An 18,221-nucleotide genomic window follows, 5' to 3' on the forward strand; every position below is an offset into this window, starting at 1 on the left:
ACGATCCGACGGCGGCCGCAACGAGCGGGCGATCAGGCACAGGCGGCCACAGCCATGTCGAGGATGCGCGAGGCCTGCTCGTCGGACGGAACCGTCGTGCCGTTGGCCGCGAGACCCTTGACCGCTTCCTTCAATTCGTCGTCGGTCGCACCCTTCTCGCGGAGCGCGCACGTGTCCTCGGTGATCGCCTTGATCGAGTCGTCGTCGCGATCGGTCGCCAGGTCCGAATACGAGGCACGGAAGGTAGCGACGAACGCCGCCTGCTTGGCACTGTCGACGGCGTCACCGGCCTGGGAGGCCACGCTGGACGCAGCACTCGACGCCGAGCTCGCCATCTCGGAAGCCTTGTCTCCGAGGTCGTCCGACGCCGACGAGGCGGTCGTCGTGGCCGACGCCGTCACCGATGCGTCGGTCGAGTCGTTGTCGTCGTTGCTGCACGCTGTGGCGAAACCGACTGTGGCAGCGGCGATCATGATTGCGGAGGCGATCCTGTTCCTGTTCATGACATCGAGTCTCGCACCGCTGGGGCATTTCTGCCGGGCAACGGACCCCGACGCTCGGTCGACCCGTAACGGTCTGCACCGCAACCAATTCCGAACACGGCCGACCGTTCAGCGGGAGGGCAGCAGGAGCGCCGACGCCGCGACGACAAGGGCGGTGAGCGCGACGACGGTGACGGCTTCGAGGACCGAGCGCCCCAGCAGCATCGTCACGGCGCCGGGCACCACCGACGCGGCCACACCGAGCAGCCAGCCCGGCGTGGACGCCGGATCCTCGTCCGTGGCCGAGTCCTCGGCCCACGACAGCCCACGATTCGCGGCAACCTGCGTTCTCACCGAACTCATCGGCGGCAACCTCCCGAACGGACGACGACGGTCCCTGGTGACCACTGCGGTGCGGGACCCTGCACAGGTTCGGTACCCACTGCCGACCGGTTCCATACCTGTGATGTCGTCCGGACCGGTCTCGGTCAGCGGAAACGCCGCAACCGCAGACTGTTGCCGACGACGAACAGCGACGACAGCGCCATCGCCAGGCCTGCGATCATCGGGTTGAGCAGTCCCGTCGCCGCCAACGGGATCGCCGCGACGTTGTAGGCGAACGCCCAGAACAGGTTTCCCTTGATGGTGGCGAGCGTGCGCCGAGACAACCGGATGGCGTCGGGCACCGACCGCAGGTCGCCGCGCACGAGTGTCAGGTCGCTCGCCTCGATCGCCGCATCGGTGCCCGTACCCATCGCGATCCCGACGTCTGCAGTGGCGAGCGCTGCGGCATCGTTGACGCCGTCGCCGACCATCGCCACGGCGCCGTCCTCGCGCAGTCGGGCGATCGTCGCCGCCTTCCGGTCGGGCAGCACCTCGGCGATCACCCGGTCGATGCCGACCTCACGCGCGACGGCGGTCGCGACGGCCTCGCTGTCGCCGGTCAACAGGACCGGCGTCATCCCGAGACCGCGGATCTCGCGGATCGCCTCTGCGCTGGTGGGCTTGACGGCGTCGGCGACGACCAGCGCGCCCCGTACCCGGCCGTCCCACGACACGATCACCGATGTCCGGCCGTCGGGCAGCCGGCTCTGCACCTCCGCGGGAACGGCGCCCTGGGCACGTCCGACACGGACGTCGTGACCGTCGACGACACCCTCGACGCCGACACCGGGGCGGTTCACGAATCCGGTGACGGTCAGCGGTGCCGGCACCGCGCGCACGATCGCCTGCGCGACCGGATGCTCCGATCCGGATTCGACAGCGGCGGCCAGCGCCAGCACCCTGTCCCGATCCTCCCCCCGTGCCGCGATCACGCCCTCGAACTCCATCCGGCCGGTGGTGACGGTGCCGGTCTTGTCGAGGACGACGGTCTCGATGCGTCGGGTCTGCTCGAGCACCTCGGGGCCCTTGATGAGGATTCCCATCTGGGCGCCGCGCCCGGTGCCGACGAGCAGCGCGGTGGGTGTCGCCAGACCGAGCGCGCACGGGCACGCGACGATCAGGACCGCGACCGCGGCGGTGAACGCCTCGGTGGCCTGATGTCCGAGAAGCAGCCACACCGTGAGGGTCGCCGCCGCGATGGTCAGCACTACCGGCACGAACACCGCCGAGACCCGGTCCGCGAGACGCTGCGCGTGCGCCTTGCCGCTCTGCGCCTCGGTCACCAGTTTCGCGATGTGCGCCAATCGGGTGTCGGATCCGACGCGGTCGGCCCGCACCGTGAGCAGGCCGTCGGTGTCGAGCGTGCCCCCGACGACGGTGTCGCCTTCGCCGACCTCGACGGGTACGGACTCGCCCGTGAGCATCGAGGTGTCGACGGCCGCGCGACCGCGCACGACTTGCCCGTCGGTGGCGATCTTCTCCCCCGGCCGCACCACGAACTCGTCGCCGACCCGCAACGCCGACACCGGAATCCGCTGTTCGACGCCGTCGCGCAGCACCGACACGTCCTTGGCGCCCACCTCGAGCAGGGCGCGCAGCGCGGCTCCGGAACGACGTTTGGCCCGCGACTCGGCGTACCTGCCGGCGAGCAGGAAGGTGGTGACCCCGGCGGCGACCTCGAGGTAGATCTGCCCGGAGGGATCGTGCGCGCCGGGCCGGAACGTGAACGCGTGCGTCATCCCGATGCGCCCGGCGGTACCGGACACCAGCGCCCACGTCGACCATCCGTACGCGGCGAGCGTGCCGAGCGAGACGAGGGTGTCCATCGTCGCCATCCCGTGCCGGGCGGTGACGGCGGCGGCACGGTGGAACGGGTAGCCGCACCAGAACACGACCACGGTGGTGAGGGCGAACGCGATCCACTGCCAGTAGTCGAACTGCAGCGACGGGATCATCGACACCACGACCACCGGAACCGATGCGGCGGCCGCGATCGTGAGCCTGGCCCCGAGGCGGTCGCGACCCTCGTCCGTCTCGACCGGCTCCTCGGGAGCCGCCACCGCGGCCGTGTATCCGGTCTTCTCGACGACGTCGATGAGATCCTGCAACGGCATGCCGTCGGGATACTCGACGTGCGCCTGCTCGGTGGCGTAGTTGACGGTGGCGGTGACCCCGTCGAGTTTGCCGAGCTTGCGCTCGATTCGTGCCGCGCACGACGCGCACGTCATGCCCCCGACGTCGAGTTCGACCGTGCGCGGTGCGGTGGTGGTCACTACAGGACCAGGTCGTAGCCCGCCTCGGTCACTGCCGCGGCGACGGCGATGGTGTCCAGCGGGGACTCGCTCTCCACCACGACCCGGCCGGAGTCGACGTCCACGTCGACGCTCGTGACTCCGGACAGTTCGCTGATCTCCTCGGTGACCGCGGCCGCGCAGTGCTGACAGGTCATGCCCTTGACGAGGTACGTGTGTTCCATCGAAGACCTCCCGAAGTTCAGAATCGCATCGGACTCAGGATCGCACCAGGCGCGCGATGGCGTCGGACGCTTCCTTGACCTTGGCGTCCGCCTCCGGGCCGCCCTTCTTCGCGGCCTCGACGACGCAACCCGCCAGGTGCGCCTCGAGCAGCTTGAGCGAGACCGACTGCAGAGCAGACGTCGCGGCCGACACCTGGGTGAGGACGTCGATGCAGTAGCGGTCGTCCGCGATCATCCGCGAGATGCCCTGCACCTGGCCCTCGATGCGCCGCAGGCGCTTGAGCAGGTCTTCCTGCTGCGGGCTGTATCCGTTCATGTCAGCCATGATACCCCCTACGGGTACTCGCGCGGCGGCGACGGCGTGCGACGTCGCACACCAGCAGTCCCGCCACCAGTACCGCGACGAACGCTGCCGCGATCCAGGGACCCGAATAGTCCGTGGAGGTGAAGGCGGGCCCATCCGGCACGACGGGCGCGAACTCGTGGTCCGTCACGCCGCGCGCCCAGCACCACACCGCGACGGCGAGCAGCGCGAGGACCCCCACCGACTCTGCGACCGGCACCAGGGCAGCCCGGTTCACGACCCGGCACCCTTCGCACGCGCGACAGCCGCGGTCAGAGCGGCTCGCAATCCCTCGTCGTCACGCGCCCACGCCTGCGCGAGGCTGCCGTCCCGCAGGCGCAGGCCGATGCCGGTGCGGCGGCGCGGCACCGCCGACAGCTCGCCGAGGCTGCGCGCGCTCTCCCACGGTTGCGGTTCGTCCGCATACGGATCCGCCTCCGGGAGCACCTCGTCGATCTCGTCGAGTGGCACCTCTTCGGCGCCCTGTCGCAGCAGCGAGTCGGTCAAGAGCACGCTCACGTGCCGCCGCGCCGCGGCCACCTGCACCGAGACGATGCCGGCCAGGATCGCGGCGAACAGTGTCAGCGCGAACCAGTGCACCACCGGCCCGGTCGCCAGTTCGATCACGAGCGCGATCACACAGAAGACGGGGCCGTACGCCACCGTCCGCCAGCGGGCGCCCTCCTCGAGGAACAGCGGCGTCACCGCGTCGCCAGCCTCGGGCACTTCGTTCGGCTCAGGCACTCCGTTCGATTCAGGCACTCCGTTCGATTCAGGCACTGTGCTCGAACCACTCACGCGCACCCTCCCGGTAAACCAGCACAGTCGCCACCGTCAGCAGCACCGGAATCGTCAGCAGCACCGGGGCGACGACACCGATCGCCACCATCGCGACGACGGCCAGCGCGAACACGCCACACAACACCGCGACAACCGTCCGCAGGCGGCGATCTCCCGCGCGCACGGGCGCTGCGAGGAACCCGATGGCGACACCGAACACGACGGACCCGATGCCGATGCCGCGCAGCAACCAGACGAACGAGTCGACGTCGGAATCGAGGCGACCGCGGATCGCGTCGGCGGACGTCGTCGCCGCGAGCAGACCGAGCAGCACCATCACGGCGGCGCACAGCACCCAGATCCAGTAGGCGACCGACACCGGGCGCGGGGAACGTTCGATCACGACCCCATCCTGGGGCAGCGCGCAGGCCGGCGCATCACCGAGGTCGCGCGAGCGGCCGAGGACGTCATGCAGCGAGGACGCCCGGCACGATCAACAACAGCAACGTCGCGATTCCGAACAGTGCGACCAACGCGATCCACACCAGTTCCCGTCGCCCACCGGTCCGATGTTCGACGCGCATTCCAACCCCCTGGAGCCTGACCCGACACCCTGTTCATGTGACTCGATTCACATTACAGCGGAGGGGCTGGAAGATCGAATCGGGCGAACCGCTCAGCGCGCGGGCGGAGCGGGCGGCAGGTTCAGGAAGTATGCGTTGGATTCCTTGCGGTGCATCAGCACGATCGCGCCGATCGCGGCCACCGCCTGCAGGATTCCCGCGCCGCCCATCAGCAGCGCGGCGGTCCCGCTCCCCTGCCCGGCGCCGAACACCGTCGGCAACGCGGAGAAGACCGTGAACACGCCGGCCATGGTGAGCAACATGCGGGCCCAGTTCTTGCCCTTGCGCATCTTGAACGCGAACAGAATCGTCAGCCCGCCGAGTACCAGCGTCAGGATGACACCCGTGGCGACCAGGCCCAGCGTCAGGAGTTGGTCGACCTCCGCGCGCGTCGGCAGCGGATCGATCTGCTGCTTGGCGAACTCGTCCATCAGCTGGTCGACGAACGACGCCCGGTCGCTGTGCACGAACAGCAGTGCCGCGACCAGGTACACCACGCCCAGCGCCGCGACGACGAACCACAGCTGGAACGCCGTCAGGACGTCGGCCGGGACCGGGCGCTTCTCCTGCTGGACCGGCGGCATCGGGTACTGCCCCTGCGGCTGTCCCGGGTACTGGGGCGGGCCCGACGGGTACTGCGGGGTGCCGGGCCACTGGTCGGGCTGACCGGGCTGCTGCGGCGGCGGCCACTGTCCGGTCATGCCAGCCACCCCGCGGCCTCGGCCGCCCAGTAGGTGAGCACGATGTCGGCGCCCGCGCGGCGGATGCTCAGCAGCGACTCGAGCACCGCGGCGTCCCGGTCGATCCAGCCGTTCTGCGCGGCAGCCGTGATCATCGCGTACTCGCCGGAGATCTGGTACGCCGCCACCGGGACGGTCGAGCGGTCGGCGACCTCGCGCAGCACGTCGAGATACGACATCGCGGGCTTGACCATCACCAGGTCGGCGCCCTCGGCGAGGTCGAGGTCCACCTCGAGCAGCGACTCGCGGCGGTTCGCCGGATCCTGCTGATAGGTGCGGCGGTCGCCCTCGAGCGAGGAGCCGACGGCCTCCCGGAACGGGCCGTAGAAGGCCGACGCGTACTTCGCCGAGTACGCCAGCTGCCCGACGTCGGTGTGGCCGGCGGCGTCGAGCCCCGCACGGATCGCGGCGACCTGGCCGTCCATCATGCCGCTGGGGCCGAGCAGGTGGGCGCCGGCGTCGGCCTGCGCCACCGCCATGTCGACGTAGCGAGCCAGCGTCGCGTCGTTGTCGACGCGGCCGTCGGAGGTCAGCACACCGCAGTGCCCGTGCGAGGTGAACTCGTCGAGGCACGTGTCCGCCATCAGAACCGTCGCGTCACCGAGCTCGGCCTTCAACGCGGCCAGACCGCGGTTGAGGATCCCGTCCGGATCGGTGGCACCCGAGCCGTCCGGGTCCTTGTCCTCGTCCCGCGGAACGCCGAAGAGCATGAGCCCGCCCACGCCGGCCGCGACCGCGTCGGTCGCCGCGTTCCGCAGCGAGTCCAGCGTGTGCTGGACGACGCCCGGCATCGACGAGATCGGACGCGGCTCGTCGATGCCGTCGGCCACGAACATCGGGAGCACGAGATGCCGTGGCTCGAGCGACGTCTCGGCGACGAGGCGACGCAACGCGGGCGTGCCCCGCAGACGACGAGGACGGTGAACTGGAAACACGGCTCTCCCGAGGTGGATCAGCGGCGGGCGCGGGACTTCTTACGCGGAGGCGGCAGCGCGCCCTCGGCGCGCAGCCGGGCCGCATGCTCGGCCAGTGCCTCGACGAGCGGTCCCATCTGCGCCGTCTCCGGCTGGACGTCGACGCGCAGACCGAACTCGATCGCGGTCTCCGCGGTCTTGGGCCCGATGCACGCGACGATCGTGCGGGCGTGCGGCTTGCCGGCGATGCCGACCAGGTTGCGCACCGTCGACGACGACGTGAAGCACACCGCGTCGAAGCCACCCGTTTTGATCATCTCGCGGGTCTCGGCCGGCGGCGGTGCCGCCCGGACGGTGCGGTACGCGGTGACGTCGTCGATCTCCCAGCCGCGCTCGCGCAGACCCTCGGCGAGCGTCTCGGTGGCGATGTCGGCGCGGGGCAGCAGGACGCGGTTGACCGGGTCGAACACCTCGTCGTACGGGGGGAAGTCGGCCAGCAGGCCCTCGCTGGACTGCTCACCCGACGGGACCAGTTCGGGGGTGATGCCGAACGAGCGCACCTTCTCGGCCGTGGCCTCACCGACGCACGCGATCTTCACGCCCGAGAACGCGCGGGCGTCCAGACCGAACGCCTCGAACTTCTCCCACACCGCGCGGACCGCGTTGGTGGAGGTGAACACCACCCACTGGTAGCGGCCGTCGACCAGACCCTTGACCGAGCGCTCCATCTGCGCCGGGCTGCGGGGCGGCTCGACCGCGATGGTCGGCACCTCGATCGGGATGGCGCCGTGCGTGACGAGGCGGTCGCTCATGTCGGCGGCCTGCTCCTTGGTGCGCGGCACCAGGACGGTCCAGCCGTACAGTGCGCGCGACTCCCACCACGACATCTTGTTGCGCTGCGAGACCACCTTGCCGACCGTGACGATCAGCGGACCCACCAGCTCGGAACCAGCGTCGTTGAGCGTCGCGAGGGTGGCCTCGACGGTGCGCTGCTGACGGGTGGTGCCGCGGACGGTGATCGCGGCCGGGGTCTGCGGGGCGAGGCCGTGTTCGACCAGCGCGCTCGCCGTCTCGGCCAGGTGCGCGGACGTCGCGTGCAGCACCAGCGGGCCGGGGGCGGCGGCCAGCGCGGCCCAGTCGACCTCGCCGCGGACGTCGGCCTCGGTGTGGCCCGAGCCCAGCGCCATGCCGGCGTAGCTGGGGACGGCGGATCCGGACGGCAGACCGGGCAGCACCTCGAACACGACCTGGGTGCGGGCGACGGCCGAAACCTCGGCGATCACCGAGTCGGTGGTCAACGGGTCACCCGAGACGAGCCGGACCACGTCGTGGCCGTTCTTGGCCTCGGCGACGAGGGTCTTGGCGACCTCGGCGGGCTCGCCCAGCGCAGGGCGGACCTCGGCGATCGGCAGATCGGTCTCCGGGTCGCGGCCGAGCGCGGTGCCGACGAGCGCGGTCACGCCCTTGTCCACGTCGGGATCGGTGAACGCCAGCGCGGCCGACGCGAGCACGTCGTGCGCGCGGACGGTGAGCAGCGCCGGATCACCGGGTCCCGATCCCACAAAGAGGATCCGTCCGGGGCTGTTCTTACGGACTCGGCTCATCGGTAGTTCTCCAGTGCGGTCTCATGTCGATAGGTAATAGAAAGCGTGAAATCGGGCCTCGGGGCAACCAGGTCAAGCATCGGCATCACCGTCCTCGGCAATCGTCATCAGATCGCGTGCACCCAGGTCGAGGAGTTCCCGTGCAACCGCACGCCCCAACTCGTCGGCACGCTCGGGCGACCCCACCAGGGACGCCCGAATCACATCGGAGCCGTCGATCGCGGCGGCGCAGCCGCGGATGGACAGTTCCTCGAAAACTCTGCCGTCGTCGTCGAGCGACTCGACGACCTCGGCGATCGCTCCCACCGGGGCGGTGCAGCCGGCCTCCAGCTCGGCGAGCAGCGCACGTTCGGCGACCACCGCGGCACGGGTGGCGTGATCGTCGAGCTCACCGAGAATCGCGATGAGATCCGGGTTGTCGGAGCGGCACTCGACGGCCAGCGCGCCCTGCGACGGCGCGGGCAACATCTGGACCGGCTCGAGCGTCTCGGTGATGCGCTCGGTCCGGCCGATGCGGGACAGGCCGGCGCGGGCGATCACGATCGCGTCGAGCTCTCCCGACGCGACCTTGCCGAGGCGGGTGTCGATGTTGCCGCGCAGCGGCTCGATCTCGAGCCCCAGGCCCATCGCGCGAAGCTGCGCGCGGCGACGGGGCGCCGACGTGCCGATCCGCGATCCGGGCGGCAGCTCGCCGAGCACCAGGCCGTCGCGGGCGACGAGTGCGTCACGCGGATCCTCACGGGTCGGGACCGCGGCGATCGTCAGATCGTCGGGCTGCGCGGTGGGCAGGTCCTTGTAGGAGTGGACCGCGACGTCGACCTCGCCGGCGACGAGCGCCTCGCGGAGTTCGGCGACGAACACGCCGACACCGATGCGCTGCACCGGTCCGGCGGTGACGTCACCCTTGGTCTTGATGATCACCAGCTCGGCGGGGTGTCCGGCGGCGATCAGCGCATCGCGCACGTGGCCGGCCTGCGTGGTCGCGAGCAGACTGCCTCGCGTGCCGATCCGCAGGGTGCGGGAGTCCGGACCGACGTTCAGGTCGGTGGCCGGCGACGCGGCCGCATCGGTGCTCATGCCTGCGCATCCTTTCCTGTGGTGTCGGGTCCGGAGGCGAAATCGCCCAGATCGATCGGCGCGGCAACCGCCTCCGCCGATCCGGGGCGCAGCTCGAACAGTTCGCGCAGCGCCGCAGCGTACGTGTCGCCGCCGGGGGTGGACGCGAGTTGCTTGACCCGCACGGTCGGGGCGTGCAGCAGCTTGTCGACGACGCGCCGGACGGTGCGCGCGACCTCGTCGCGCTGTGGGTCCTCGAGCCCCGGCAGGCGGGAGTCGAGGCGCAGCAGTTCGGCCTCGACGACCTCCGCCGCGCGCTGACGCAGCGCGGTGACGGTCGGGGTGACCTCGGCGAGGCGCTGCGAGGCCAGGTACTGGGACAGCTCGGAGGCGACGATGGCGCGGGCGGCGTCGGCGTCGGATGCGGCGGCACCGGCAGCCGGATCCCGTTGCAGCGCAGCCATGTCGAGCACGACCACCTCGGGCAGTCCGGCGACGGCGGGTTCGACGTCGCGCGGCAGGCCCAGGTCGCAGATCACGAGCGGGCGGTTCGGCTCGCGCTCCGGCGCCGCGAGGGCGCGGTGCGTGTCGGCGAGCGTGACGACGGAACCGACCGCGCCGGTACAGGTGACCAGGACGTCGGACTGGGCCATCGCGTCGGAGAGGTCGTCGAAGTCCATCGCGACCGCGTCGACGCCGTTGCCCACCGCGGTGGCGGCGAGGTGCTCGGCCCGCTCGCGGGTCCGGTTGACGACGAGGATGCGTCCGATGCCGGCGCGGGTGAGGTGCGCGACCGACAGGCTGCCCATCGCACCGGCGCCGAGGACGACGGCGGTGCGGCCGACGAGTCCGCCGTCGCCGAGGATCCCGGCGGCGCGGTCGAGGGCGACGGACACCACGGACGCGCCCGCGGCGTCGATCCCGGTCTCGGAGTGCACACGCTTGCCGACCCGCAGCGCCTGCTGCGCCAACTCGTGCAGCGCGCGGCCCGCGGCCTGCTGCGCGTCGGCGGCCGCGTAGGCGGTACGGATCTGACCGAGGATCTGCTGCTCGCCGATGACCATCGAATCGAGACCACTGGCGACCGCGAAGAGGTGCTCGGCGGCTGCCTCGCTGTACCGGACGTACGCGTGCTTGTGCAGTTCGGTCAGATCGAGTCCGGAATGCGCGGACAGCAGGTCACCGATCTCGGTGAGCGCGCCGTGGAAGGCGTCGACGACGGCATAGATCTCGATGCGGTTGCACGTCGAGACGATCATCGCCTCGGAGATGTGCGCCGAGGCGAGCATCCTGTCGGTCAGCTTCGGACGGTCGGTGTCGGTCACCGCGATCCGCTCGAGGACGGAGACGGGAGCACTGCGGTGCGAGATCCCGACGAGAAGCACACTCACGGCCTGATCACCGATCCGTTTCTGGTCGAAGCGCCAACCGCCACGGATGCAGCGGAGACCTGCTGGGGAGACTGTTCCTCGTTACGCGCCAGGTTGAAGGAGAGCACCTGCATTTCCATCGCGAGATCCACCCGGCGCATCTCGACGTGATCGGGGATCTCCAGCGTGAGCGGGGAGAAGCTGAGGATGCAGCGCAGACCGGCGCCGACGAGCTGGTCGCACACGTCCTGCGCAGCACTGTCCGGGGTCGCGATGACGCCGATCGTCGCGTCGAGTTCGCGGCAGGCGTCGGCCAGCTCGGCGACGTCGCGGACCGTCAGGCCCCCGATGTCGGCGCCGATCAGGGCGGGATCGCGGTCGAACAGACCCACCATCGAGAATCCGCGGCGATCGAAACCGCCGTACCCGGCCAGCGCCCGCCCCAGGTTGCCGACCCCCACCAGCACCACGCGGTGGCCCCGATCCAGCCCGAGCGCCGATTCGATCCGCGCCCGCAGCCGCGTGACGTCGTAGCCGACTCCACGAACGCCGTTGGGCCCCAGGAACGACAGATCCTTGCGGAGCTTGGCCGATCCGACGCCGGACGCGGTGGCGAGTTCCTCGCTGGAGACGATGATGGCGCCCTCGTCCGCGAGCAGTCCGAGGACCCGCAGGTACGTGGCGAGACGCGTCACCGTAGCCTGGGGGATGTCGCGGTGCTGTGCAGCGGCAGGCGTTCCACGCCGGGAGGCGGACGGAGCAGCCCCGGAAACGCCGCGGGTCACTGCCCCCTGCGTCTCGTGCTGTTCACTCACGTCGATGGTTCCTCGTCCGGTCGGCCGTGTACCCCGGCCTTCACGCGAAGGTCCGGGGCGTTTGTTCACACCACGGTAACCGCTTGTGAAGCCATGCACAAAGTTGCTCGACCGCCCTCACACGTGCTCTCACCTGCAAAGCGACCGAACCCGATGGTCCGGCGTGACCCTTCCCACTCGGCGGCGCGAGCGGCGCCCGAGGCCCGGAATCAGCCTGCCGAGAGGTCCGCGCGCAACCGGTCCTCGTCGACCTCCCAGTAGCTGTGCTCCTTGCCGTCGAGGAGGACGACCGGCAAGCGGTCGCCGTACTCGGCGCGCAGATCAGGGTTCTCGGCCGCGGCCTCGTCGACGTCGACGCAGGTCAGTTCCAGTTCGAAGTCGCGGCAGACGACGTCGAGGACCTCGCGCGCCGGCTGACAGGCACCGCAACCGGCGCGAGTGAGCAGAGTGATCCGATGTCGCGACTGATCCATGCGCACCAGTCTTCCTCGAGGCTCGCGGCGGCATTCGGGGAGCGCCCCACCCCGCGGGTTCCGGACCGTTCCGTTTCGAGACGAACATCACACGCCGCAGACAGCCGGACCATCCAGCGGGATCGGCATCGACACGCGGGCTAGGGTGAGCCAGAGGTGAGCCGGAGCTGTCTTCGACACGGGAGGTGCGAGTGCCTGGACGATCACTGCCGAACGGCGCGAGATTCGGTGTGGGTCTGTCCGGGATTCTGCGCCCGGGCCGCCGCAGGATCCGTAACCTGCTGGGCCCGAGCGAGGCCGAGCTGCGCGCCAACCTCGCGGGCGAGGCGAGCGCCGACGCCGCACTCGCGATACAGGAGGCCGAAGCCGCCGAGGCCGCGGAAGCCGCCGAGGCGGCGGCGTCGCTCGAGTCCGTCGAACCTGAAATCACGCCGGACCTCGAGGTCCTCGAACCTCCCACCGCGCCCGTCGTTCCGCGAGATCTCACCGCCGCGGCATTCTTCGACGTCGACAACACGATGGTGCAGGGCGCGTCGATCATCCACTTCGCGCGCGGTCTCGCCGCCCGTAAGTACCTTCGCACCTCCGACCTGGTCGACTTCGCGTGGAAGCAGGTCAAATTCCGCATCACCGGCAAGGAGAACAGCGACGACGTCGCGGAGGGCCGGGAGAAGGCGCTGTCGTTCGTCGCGGGACGGTCCACCGCCGAACTCGCCCGTCTCGGCGAGGAGATCTACGACGAGGTCATCGCCGACAAGATCTGGGCGGGCACCCGTGCTCTCGCGCAGATGCACCTCGACGCCGGGCAGCAGGTGTGGCTCGTGACCGCCACCCCGGTCGAACTGGCGCAGGTGATCGCCAAGCGCCTCGGGCTGACCGGCGCGTTGGGCACCGTCGCGGAGAGCGAGGACGGCGTCTTCACGGGCCGGCTCGTCGGCGACATCCTGCACGGCCTCGGCAAGGCTCACGCCGTCCGTACCCTCGCGGTGCGTGAGGGTCTCAACCTCAAGCGCTGCACCGCGTACTCGGACAGCTACAACGACGTCCCGATGCTGTCGCTGGTGGGAACCGCCGTCGCGGTCAACCCCGACGCGGACCTGCGGGAGCTCGCGAAGAACCGGGGTTGGGACGTCCGCGACTTCCGCACCGGGCGCAAGGCCGCCAAGATCGGCGTGCCGACCGCACTGCTGCTCGGCGCCGTCGGCGGTGCCGTCGGGGCGATCCTCAGCCGCCGTCGCGAACGCGCGCTGCTGGCGCAACTGGTCGCCGACAGGGCCGCGTCGGAGTCCGGGCGTCAGCCCATGAAGATGTTCCGGCGCTGCGCGAGCAGCCGGTAGAGCGTCTGCTGGATGATCTCCCGGACGTGGTCGGTGACCTCGAAGAGCACCATCGGATCGTCGGCCTCCGCCGCGTCGTAGGTGTCGGTGGGAATCGGCGTCCCGAACTCGATGAACCACTTGGACGGTAGCGGCACCAGCCCGAGCGGACCCAGGTGCGGGAACAGTGGCGTCACCGGGAAGTACGGCATGTTCAGCAGCCTCGCGAGCGGTGCGATGTCGCCGATCTTCGGGTAGATCTCCTCGGATCCGACGATCGAGCAGGGAACGATCGGCACACCGGCGCGCATCGCGGCGGAGACGAATCCGCCCCGGCCGAACCGCTGCAGCTTGTACCGCTCGGAGAACGGCTTGCCGATGCCCTTGAAGCCCTCCGGGAACACCGCTGCCACCTCGCCGCTCCGCAGCAGTCGTTCGGCGTCGGGGTGGCACGCGAGCGTGTGACCGGCCTTGCGGGCGATGTTGCCGACGACCGGCATCTCGAACGCCAGGTCTGCGGCGAGCATCCGCAGTGCGCGGTGCCGGGGGTGATGGTCGTGCACCGCGACCGACGTCATGAGGGCGTCGATCGGCACCACCCCGGCGTGGTTGGCGACGACGAGCGCACCCCCGTCGGCCGGGATGTTCTCCACACCGCGGACCTCGACCCGGAACCACTTCTCGAACAGTGGACGCAGCGCCGGGAGGAACACACCGTCGGCGAAGTGCGGGTCGTACCCGAATTCGTCCACCTCGTAGTCGCCGGCCAGCCGACGGCGCGCGAACTCGGCGGCACCGGCCACCTGACCGGCGACGCGGGCCCGCAGGCCGCTGCCCGGCGCCTCGTCCGCCGGTGGTGTGCCGTGGTCGACGTCCTCCGCGAAGGGCGGTTCGGGGAGCGTGCCGGGATCGGCCGCGGGACGGGACGGGCGTGGGTCCACCGGCCGGTCACGCGTCGACCGTGCGCGCGCGTCCGCGTGCAGTGGGATCACCTTGGCCACCTCGTTCACGACACTCCCCTTCGTTCCGACCCCACGGCATTCCGGCCCCCGGCACTCCGACCCTCGGCTTTCCCGCTGTACCGAGCCGTCACCTGCGCCCGCCGCCCGCCCCGACGACGCCGAGCGCCGTGGCCTCGGCACGGTCGACCCACTCCGGTCGGATCACGGGGGTCAACCCGGTGCCCCGCACGAAGTCGTCGAGCGCCTCGACGGTGGTCCAGCGCGGCTCGAATCCGAGTTCCGCACGCATCCGAGTGGTGTCGAGCCCGCACCCGAAGTGGAAGTAGTCGAGTTGCTCGTGGGTGAAGGACCGCATCTGCGATCCCATCAGAGCCCGCCCGGCGCTGCGGAAGAGCGCGAACGGCATCGGGACCTCGACGCGCCCGGCCCGGCGCACGGCCTGCGACATCATGACGATCCCGTCACCGGCGACGTTGAACGTGCCGGTGGGCCCGGTGACCGTGGCGCGGTGCAGCGCCGCCAGCGCGTCCTCCTCGTGCAGCAACTGCATGCGGGCGTCGCGGCCGAGGATTCTCGGCACGATCGGGGAAGACAGGTATCGCGCCACCCATCCGTGCCGGTGCGGGCCCATGAGCGGCGCGAGCCGCAGGATGGAGACCGCGATGTCCGGACGACGTCGGCCCATCGCCCGCGCGTAGCCCTCGATGTCGATGCAGTCACGGGCCCAGGCGCCCCGCGGTGGGCGGCGCGCCCCCATCTCCTCGGTGAACTTCGCCGGGTCGCCGGGGCTGCCGCCGTACACGGCCGACGCCGACCGCAGCACCACCTTGCGCACGCTGGGCGACTTCTGGCACACCGCGAACAACTGCATGGCGCCGATGACGTTCATGTCCTTCATGGCTGCGCGACTGCCCGACCGCGGGGCCTGCGCGACGGTGGCCGCATGGACCACGGTGTCCACCTCGGCGCCCCTGATCACCTTGCCGATCAACGAGTTCCGGATGTCGGCACGCACGAACTCGGCCCGGCCCATCCGCCGCATCATGTCCTTGCTGGGTGAGACGGCGTCGACCGCGACGACGCGCTCGATGCTCGGATCCTGGACCAGCCGTGACACCAGGAATCCTCCCGGGAACCGGCTCGCGCCGGTCACCAGGACCACCCGGGGAGGCTGCACACCCCGATCGTCAGGACTCACCGCTACCCCCGTCCATTCGCCCCTTCGGGGAGCCTAACGAATCCGCGGGGTGGGGCAAGGGTTCCGCGTGAGCCTTTACGTCCCGGCAACACGCCACCCACCGCGCGGGCCGACGCCCGCCCCCGAACACACGGATGCCCGCCACCACGAGGTGACGGGCATCCGTGTGCAAGTTCTTACTTACCGAGCTTCCGACGCTGGACGCGCGTGCGGCGGAGCAGCTTGCGGTGCTTCTTCTTCGACATACGCTTGCGGCGCTTCTTGATCACTGAACCCATGGTGGGTGTCCCTCACAGTCTTCTCTAGCGTTCAGCGCACGCCGGTCACGTACGCCTGTGTCTGCCTCTGGCGCTGAGGCCTCGTTGCCATGGCCGCTTTCACGACCCCAGCGCCTGACGACACCGGCTGGCTGGTACGACGACTAACGATCGTACCGGGACGGATCGCCTCGGCGAAAACCGAGGCCCATCCTTTTCGGCTCCGACGGGTCAGCCGGCGTCGAAATACGAGGTCTGCAGATAGTCGTGCACAGCTTTCGCGTGGACACGGAACGACCGCCCCACACGGACCGCGGGGAGTTCCCCGCTGTGCACCAGGCGGTACACGGTCATCTTCGAGACCCTCATCAAGGCCGCGACCTCCGCGACCGTGAGGAACTGCGTCCCGCCGAGACCGGACTGCCCTTCCTGTTGTCCCCGGAGGGACCTGTCAGGTTTGTCGATGGATCCCATCTCTTCAATTACCTCCGGCACGTGTCGCGCCGCCGGCTTCCCCTCCGGCGGACCAGACACGCACGTGCTGACACGAGCTTAGCGGGACCAGAGGGATTGATGCGACGGGTGTTGCAAACAAGATCGACAATCGCGGTGGTGGCGGCCCCTCGAGGCCCGCCGCCGGATCCGGCCGGTCAGCTCTGGACGGTGGCCGGCGCGGCGCCCGCGTGCCCGGACCGTTCGACGTCCCGCCGCTTGACGAGCAGCAGGATGGCGATCACCGGATAGGCCAGGATGGGCGCGAGGGTTCCGGGGTAGAACGCCTGGTCCAGCAGGATGGCGGCGCCGCTCAACAGCGCGAAGTCGAAGAGGCCGTGCATCACCGAGTTGAGCGCGTTACTGCCCGAGACACGGCGGATGAGGTAGAAGAAGTAGCCGGCCAGGCTGACGACGACGGCCTGCGGGATCGCGGATGCGCCGCCGTGCCCGAAGACGTTGGACAGATGGACCAGGCCGAAGACGATGCTGGACCACAGCGCGACCTGACCCTCGCGGAGACCGTGCCGGCGCAGCACCGTCACCCCGATGCCGCGGAACATCCCCTCCTCACCCCACCCGACGAACTGGGTGGCGACGAGCAGGACGACCACGAACAGCCACCCCTTCTCGGACAGGGCGCTGTAGTCGATTCCGACGAGGATCGCGACCAACAGGATGGCGGGCACGGCCCACACCCACCGGCTGACGGGCCGGTCGTCCTTCAGGACGGGACGCCACCAGCCGAGTGCCGCGACGACGCCGTAGGTGAAGACGAGGGCGATCCCGAGCGGGATCACCATCGTGAAGAACACCCCTCGGGTGGTCAGGGTGTCGCTCTCGTCGGCCCAGTTGCCGATCAGTCGGCCGCCGAACTGGATGATCGCCAGATAGACGACCACGATCACGGCGAACGCCGCATAGGAGAGGCTACGTCCGGTGCTTCGAGGCGAGGCCTCGCGATTGCGTGTGTCCACGGCGCAACAGTAGAACTCCGGCATGCCTGTTCGCGCGTCGTGGACAGGCGCGCGTCACCGCGGCGGGCCGACGCTCACCGCGCCGGCCCGACCCGCAGATCATTCGGGGGCGACGCCCAGTTCCGCCGACCGGTCGCGCGCTGCCGCGAGGGCCTCGTAGAACGCGGTCCGGAGCCCGCACCGCTCGAGTTCGCGTACCGCGGCCGCGGTGGTACCGCCGGGCGAGGTGACGGCGGCGCGCAAGTCGTTCGCGCTCTCGCCCGACTCCGCGAGCATCGCGGCCGAACCGATCATCGTCTGCACGACGAGTTCGCTCGCCGTCGCGCGGGTCAGGCCGAGGGAGACGCCGGCGTCGATCATGGCCTCGGCCGCGAGGAAGAAGTACGCCGGTCCGGAACCGGATACCGCGGTCACGGCGTCGATCTGCGACTCCGGCACGGTGGTGACGGCGCCCACCGTCGCGAGGATCCCGCGGACCAGGTCGAGGTGCTCGGGCTTGACGTGTCGTCCCGGCGCGATGGCACTGGCACCCTGCCCGACGAGCATCGGGGTGTTCGGCATCACCCGCACGACCGGGAAACCGGCCGGCAGCTTCGACTCGTACCGAGCCGTGGAGATACCCGCGGCGAGCGAGACGATGATCTGTTCACGTTCACCGTCGAGGTCGACCTTCGACAGCGCAGCCAGCACCGAGTCGACGTCGGTGGGCTTGACCGCCACGACGATGACGTCCGCACCCTCGGCCGCGTCCTCCGGGGTCGTCACCCGGATCGAGTAGGCCGCGGCCAGTTCCTCGGCGCGAGGCTCGTACTGCTCGGCGACCACCAGGTCACGGGTCGCGTGACCACCCTGCAACAGCCCAGAGACCAGCGCCTCACCGATCTTGCCGCCACCGATCACCGCAATTCTCGTCATGCGGACAGCTTAGGCACTGCGTGCCCGTGCGCCTTTTCGGTAGC

At 70.2% G+C, this 18,221-nt stretch carries 22 protein-coding genes; 1 reads left to right on the forward strand and 21 read right to left on the reverse strand.

Annotated elements, in window-relative coordinates; translation table 11 throughout:
• Positions 1-32: 32 nt before the first annotated feature.
• From C7H75_RS19505 to C7H75_RS19575, 15 genes are all read right to left on the reverse strand, one after another.
• Positions 33-503, reverse strand: coding sequence for a hypothetical protein (locus tag C7H75_RS19505; protein ID WP_106851712.1), 471 nt, complete (start codon positions 501-503; stop codon positions 33-35).
• A 108-nt stretch (positions 504-611) separates the two neighbouring features.
• On the reverse strand, positions 612-845 hold the full coding sequence (locus C7H75_RS19510; protein WP_005518121.1) for a hypothetical protein: 234 nt from the start codon (positions 843-845) through the stop codon (positions 612-614).
• A gap of 125 nt (positions 846-970) precedes the next feature.
• Positions 971-3,139, reverse strand: a complete 2,169-nt coding sequence (locus C7H75_RS19515; protein ID WP_106851714.1) for a heavy metal translocating P-type ATPase — start codon at positions 3,137-3,139, stop codon at positions 971-973.
• On the reverse strand, positions 3,139-3,342 hold the full coding sequence (locus tag C7H75_RS19520) for a heavy-metal-associated domain-containing protein (RefSeq protein ID WP_081121024.1): 204 nt from the start codon (positions 3,340-3,342) through the stop codon (positions 3,139-3,141). The genes C7H75_RS19515 and C7H75_RS19520 overlap by 1 nt, the downstream gene beginning before the upstream one ends.
• Before the next feature lie 34 nt (positions 3,343-3,376).
• Positions 3,377-3,658, reverse strand: a complete 282-nt coding sequence (locus tag C7H75_RS19525; RefSeq protein WP_013416995.1) for a metal-sensitive transcriptional regulator — start codon at positions 3,656-3,658, stop codon at positions 3,377-3,379.
• A gap of 1 nt (position 3,659) precedes the next feature.
• Positions 3,660-3,923: a hypothetical protein gene (locus tag C7H75_RS19530; RefSeq protein WP_013416996.1), complete on the reverse strand. Its 264-nt coding sequence runs from the start codon at positions 3,921-3,923 to the stop codon at positions 3,660-3,662.
• The gene (gene mce1N, locus C7H75_RS19535) at positions 3,920-4,429 is read right to left on the reverse strand and encodes a transport-regulating membrane protein Mce1N (RefSeq protein ID WP_232244775.1); all 510 of its coding nucleotides are present in this window, start codon (positions 4,427-4,429) and stop codon (positions 3,920-3,922) included. The genes C7H75_RS19530 and mce1N overlap by 4 nt, the downstream gene beginning before the upstream one ends.
• A 28-nt stretch (positions 4,430-4,457) precedes the next feature.
• Positions 4,458-4,868 carry a hypothetical protein gene (locus C7H75_RS19540; RefSeq protein ID WP_005518103.1) on the reverse strand — a complete coding sequence of 137 codons (411 nt, stop codon included), beginning with the start codon at positions 4,866-4,868 and terminating at the stop codon, positions 4,458-4,460.
• Positions 4,869-5,141: 273 nt separating this feature from the next.
• Positions 5,142-5,789, reverse strand: a complete 648-nt coding sequence (locus C7H75_RS19545) for a hypothetical protein (protein WP_022597511.1) — start codon at positions 5,787-5,789, stop codon at positions 5,142-5,144.
• Positions 5,786-6,763, reverse strand: a complete 978-nt coding sequence (gene hemB, locus C7H75_RS19550; RefSeq protein ID WP_005518101.1) for a porphobilinogen synthase — start codon at positions 6,761-6,763, stop codon at positions 5,786-5,788. The genes C7H75_RS19545 and hemB overlap by 4 nt, the downstream gene beginning before the upstream one ends.
• A gap of 17 nt (positions 6,764-6,780) precedes the next feature.
• On the reverse strand, positions 6,781-8,346 hold the full coding sequence (locus C7H75_RS19555; RefSeq protein WP_005518100.1) for a bifunctional uroporphyrinogen-III C-methyltransferase/uroporphyrinogen-III synthase: 1,566 nt from the start codon (positions 8,344-8,346) through the stop codon (positions 6,781-6,783).
• A gap of 72 nt (positions 8,347-8,418) precedes the next feature.
• Positions 8,419-9,423, reverse strand: coding sequence for a hydroxymethylbilane synthase (gene hemC, locus C7H75_RS19560; protein ID WP_005518099.1), 1,005 nt, complete (start codon positions 9,421-9,423; stop codon positions 8,419-8,421).
• On the reverse strand, positions 9,420-10,793 hold the full coding sequence (locus tag C7H75_RS19565) for a glutamyl-tRNA reductase (RefSeq protein WP_005518098.1): 1,374 nt from the start codon (positions 10,791-10,793) through the stop codon (positions 9,420-9,422). The genes hemC and C7H75_RS19565 overlap by 4 nt, the downstream gene beginning before the upstream one ends.
• Complete coding sequence (locus C7H75_RS19570; protein WP_175280045.1) at positions 10,790-11,587, reverse strand: redox-sensing transcriptional repressor Rex; 798 nt, start codon at positions 11,585-11,587, stop codon at positions 10,790-10,792. Before C7H75_RS19570 ends, C7H75_RS19565 begins: the two co-directional genes overlap by 4 nt.
• A 209-nt stretch (positions 11,588-11,796) precedes the next feature.
• The gene (locus C7H75_RS19575) at positions 11,797-12,060 is read right to left on the reverse strand and encodes a glutaredoxin family protein (RefSeq protein ID WP_022597515.1); all 264 of its coding nucleotides are present in this window, start codon (positions 12,058-12,060) and stop codon (positions 11,797-11,799) included.
• 191 nt (positions 12,061-12,251) lie between these two features.
• Here C7H75_RS19575 and C7H75_RS19580 point away from each other — a divergent pair, with 191 nt between their 5' ends.
• Entirely contained in the window at positions 12,252-13,397 is a 1,146-nt protein-coding gene (locus C7H75_RS19580; protein WP_037084938.1) for an HAD family hydrolase, read from the forward strand.
• Here C7H75_RS19580 and C7H75_RS19585 read toward each other — a convergent pair.
• The 6 genes from C7H75_RS19585 to proC form a co-directional block, all read right to left on the reverse strand.
• A complete protein-coding gene (locus tag C7H75_RS19585; RefSeq protein ID WP_022597519.1) occupies positions 13,355-14,386 on the reverse strand; it encodes a lysophospholipid acyltransferase family protein in 1,032 nt (343 codons plus the stop codon). The two genes, C7H75_RS19580 and C7H75_RS19585, sit on opposite strands and share 43 nt — an antisense overlap.
• Positions 14,387-14,465: 79 nt before the next feature.
• Positions 14,466-15,515, reverse strand: coding sequence for an NAD-dependent epimerase/dehydratase family protein (locus C7H75_RS19590; RefSeq protein ID WP_037084934.1), 1,050 nt, complete (start codon positions 15,513-15,515; stop codon positions 14,466-14,468).
• A 197-nt stretch (positions 15,516-15,712) separates the two neighbouring features.
• Complete coding sequence (locus C7H75_RS19595) at positions 15,713-15,814, reverse strand: 30S ribosomal protein bS22 (RefSeq protein ID WP_003402602.1); 102 nt, start codon at positions 15,812-15,814, stop codon at positions 15,713-15,715.
• Positions 15,815-16,024: 210 nt separating this feature from the next.
• Positions 16,025-16,267, reverse strand: a complete 243-nt coding sequence (locus C7H75_RS19600; RefSeq protein ID WP_005518088.1) for a helix-turn-helix domain-containing protein — start codon at positions 16,265-16,267, stop codon at positions 16,025-16,027.
• A 176-nt stretch (positions 16,268-16,443) separates the two neighbouring features.
• Positions 16,444-17,262 (reverse strand): CPBP family intramembrane glutamic endopeptidase, encoded by an 819-nt coding sequence (locus C7H75_RS19605; protein WP_233281798.1) that lies wholly within the window; start codon positions 17,260-17,262, stop codon positions 16,444-16,446.
• Between the two features lie 99 nt (positions 17,263-17,361).
• Positions 17,362-18,177, reverse strand: coding sequence for a pyrroline-5-carboxylate reductase (proC, locus tag C7H75_RS19610; RefSeq protein WP_005518084.1), 816 nt, complete (start codon positions 18,175-18,177; stop codon positions 17,362-17,364).
• Between the last annotated feature and the right edge of the window lie 44 nt (positions 18,178-18,221).

This window comes from Rhodococcus (subgen. Prescottella) equi (assembly GCF_003013675.1).
Taxonomy (GTDB): Bacteria; Actinomycetota; Actinomycetes; order Mycobacteriales; family Mycobacteriaceae; genus Prescottella; species Prescottella equi.

Bases quoted from the DNA above. Each gene is read 5' to 3' on its own strand.
- C7H75_RS19505 (WP_106851712.1), bottom strand. From the start codon at position 503: ATGAACAGGAACAGGATCGCCTCCGCAATCATGATCGCCGCTGCCACA.
- C7H75_RS19510 (WP_005518121.1), bottom strand. From the start codon at position 845: ATGAGTTCGGTGAGAACGCAGGTTGCCGCGAATCGTGGGCTGTCGTGG.
- C7H75_RS19520 (WP_081121024.1), bottom strand. From the start codon at position 3,342: ATGGAACACACGTACCTCGTCAAGGGCATGACCTGTCAGCACTGCGCG.
- C7H75_RS19525 (WP_013416995.1), bottom strand. From the start codon at position 3,658: ATGAACGGATACAGCCCGCAGCAGGAAGACCTGCTCAAGCGCCTGCGG.
- C7H75_RS19545 (WP_022597511.1), bottom strand. From the start codon at position 5,789: ATGACCGGACAGTGGCCGCCGCCGCAGCAGCCCGGTCAGCCCGACCAG.
- C7H75_RS19555 (WP_005518100.1), bottom strand. From the start codon at position 8,346: ATGAGCCGAGTCCGTAAGAACAGCCCCGGACGGATCCTCTTTGTGGGA.
- hemC (WP_005518099.1), bottom strand. From the start codon at position 9,423: ATGAGCACCGATGCGGCCGCGTCGCCGGCCACCGACCTGAACGTCGGT.
- C7H75_RS19575 (WP_022597515.1), bottom strand. From the start codon at position 12,060: ATGGATCAGTCGCGACATCGGATCACTCTGCTCACTCGCGCCGGTTGC.
- C7H75_RS19595 (WP_003402602.1), bottom strand. From the start codon at position 15,814: ATGGGTTCAGTGATCAAGAAGCGCCGCAAGCGTATGTCGAAGAAGAAG.
- C7H75_RS19600 (WP_005518088.1), bottom strand. From the start codon at position 16,267: ATGGGATCCATCGACAAACCTGACAGGTCCCTCCGGGGACAACAGGAA.
- proC (WP_005518084.1), bottom strand. From the start codon at position 18,177: ATGACGAGAATTGCGGTGATCGGTGGCGGCAAGATCGGTGAGGCGCTG.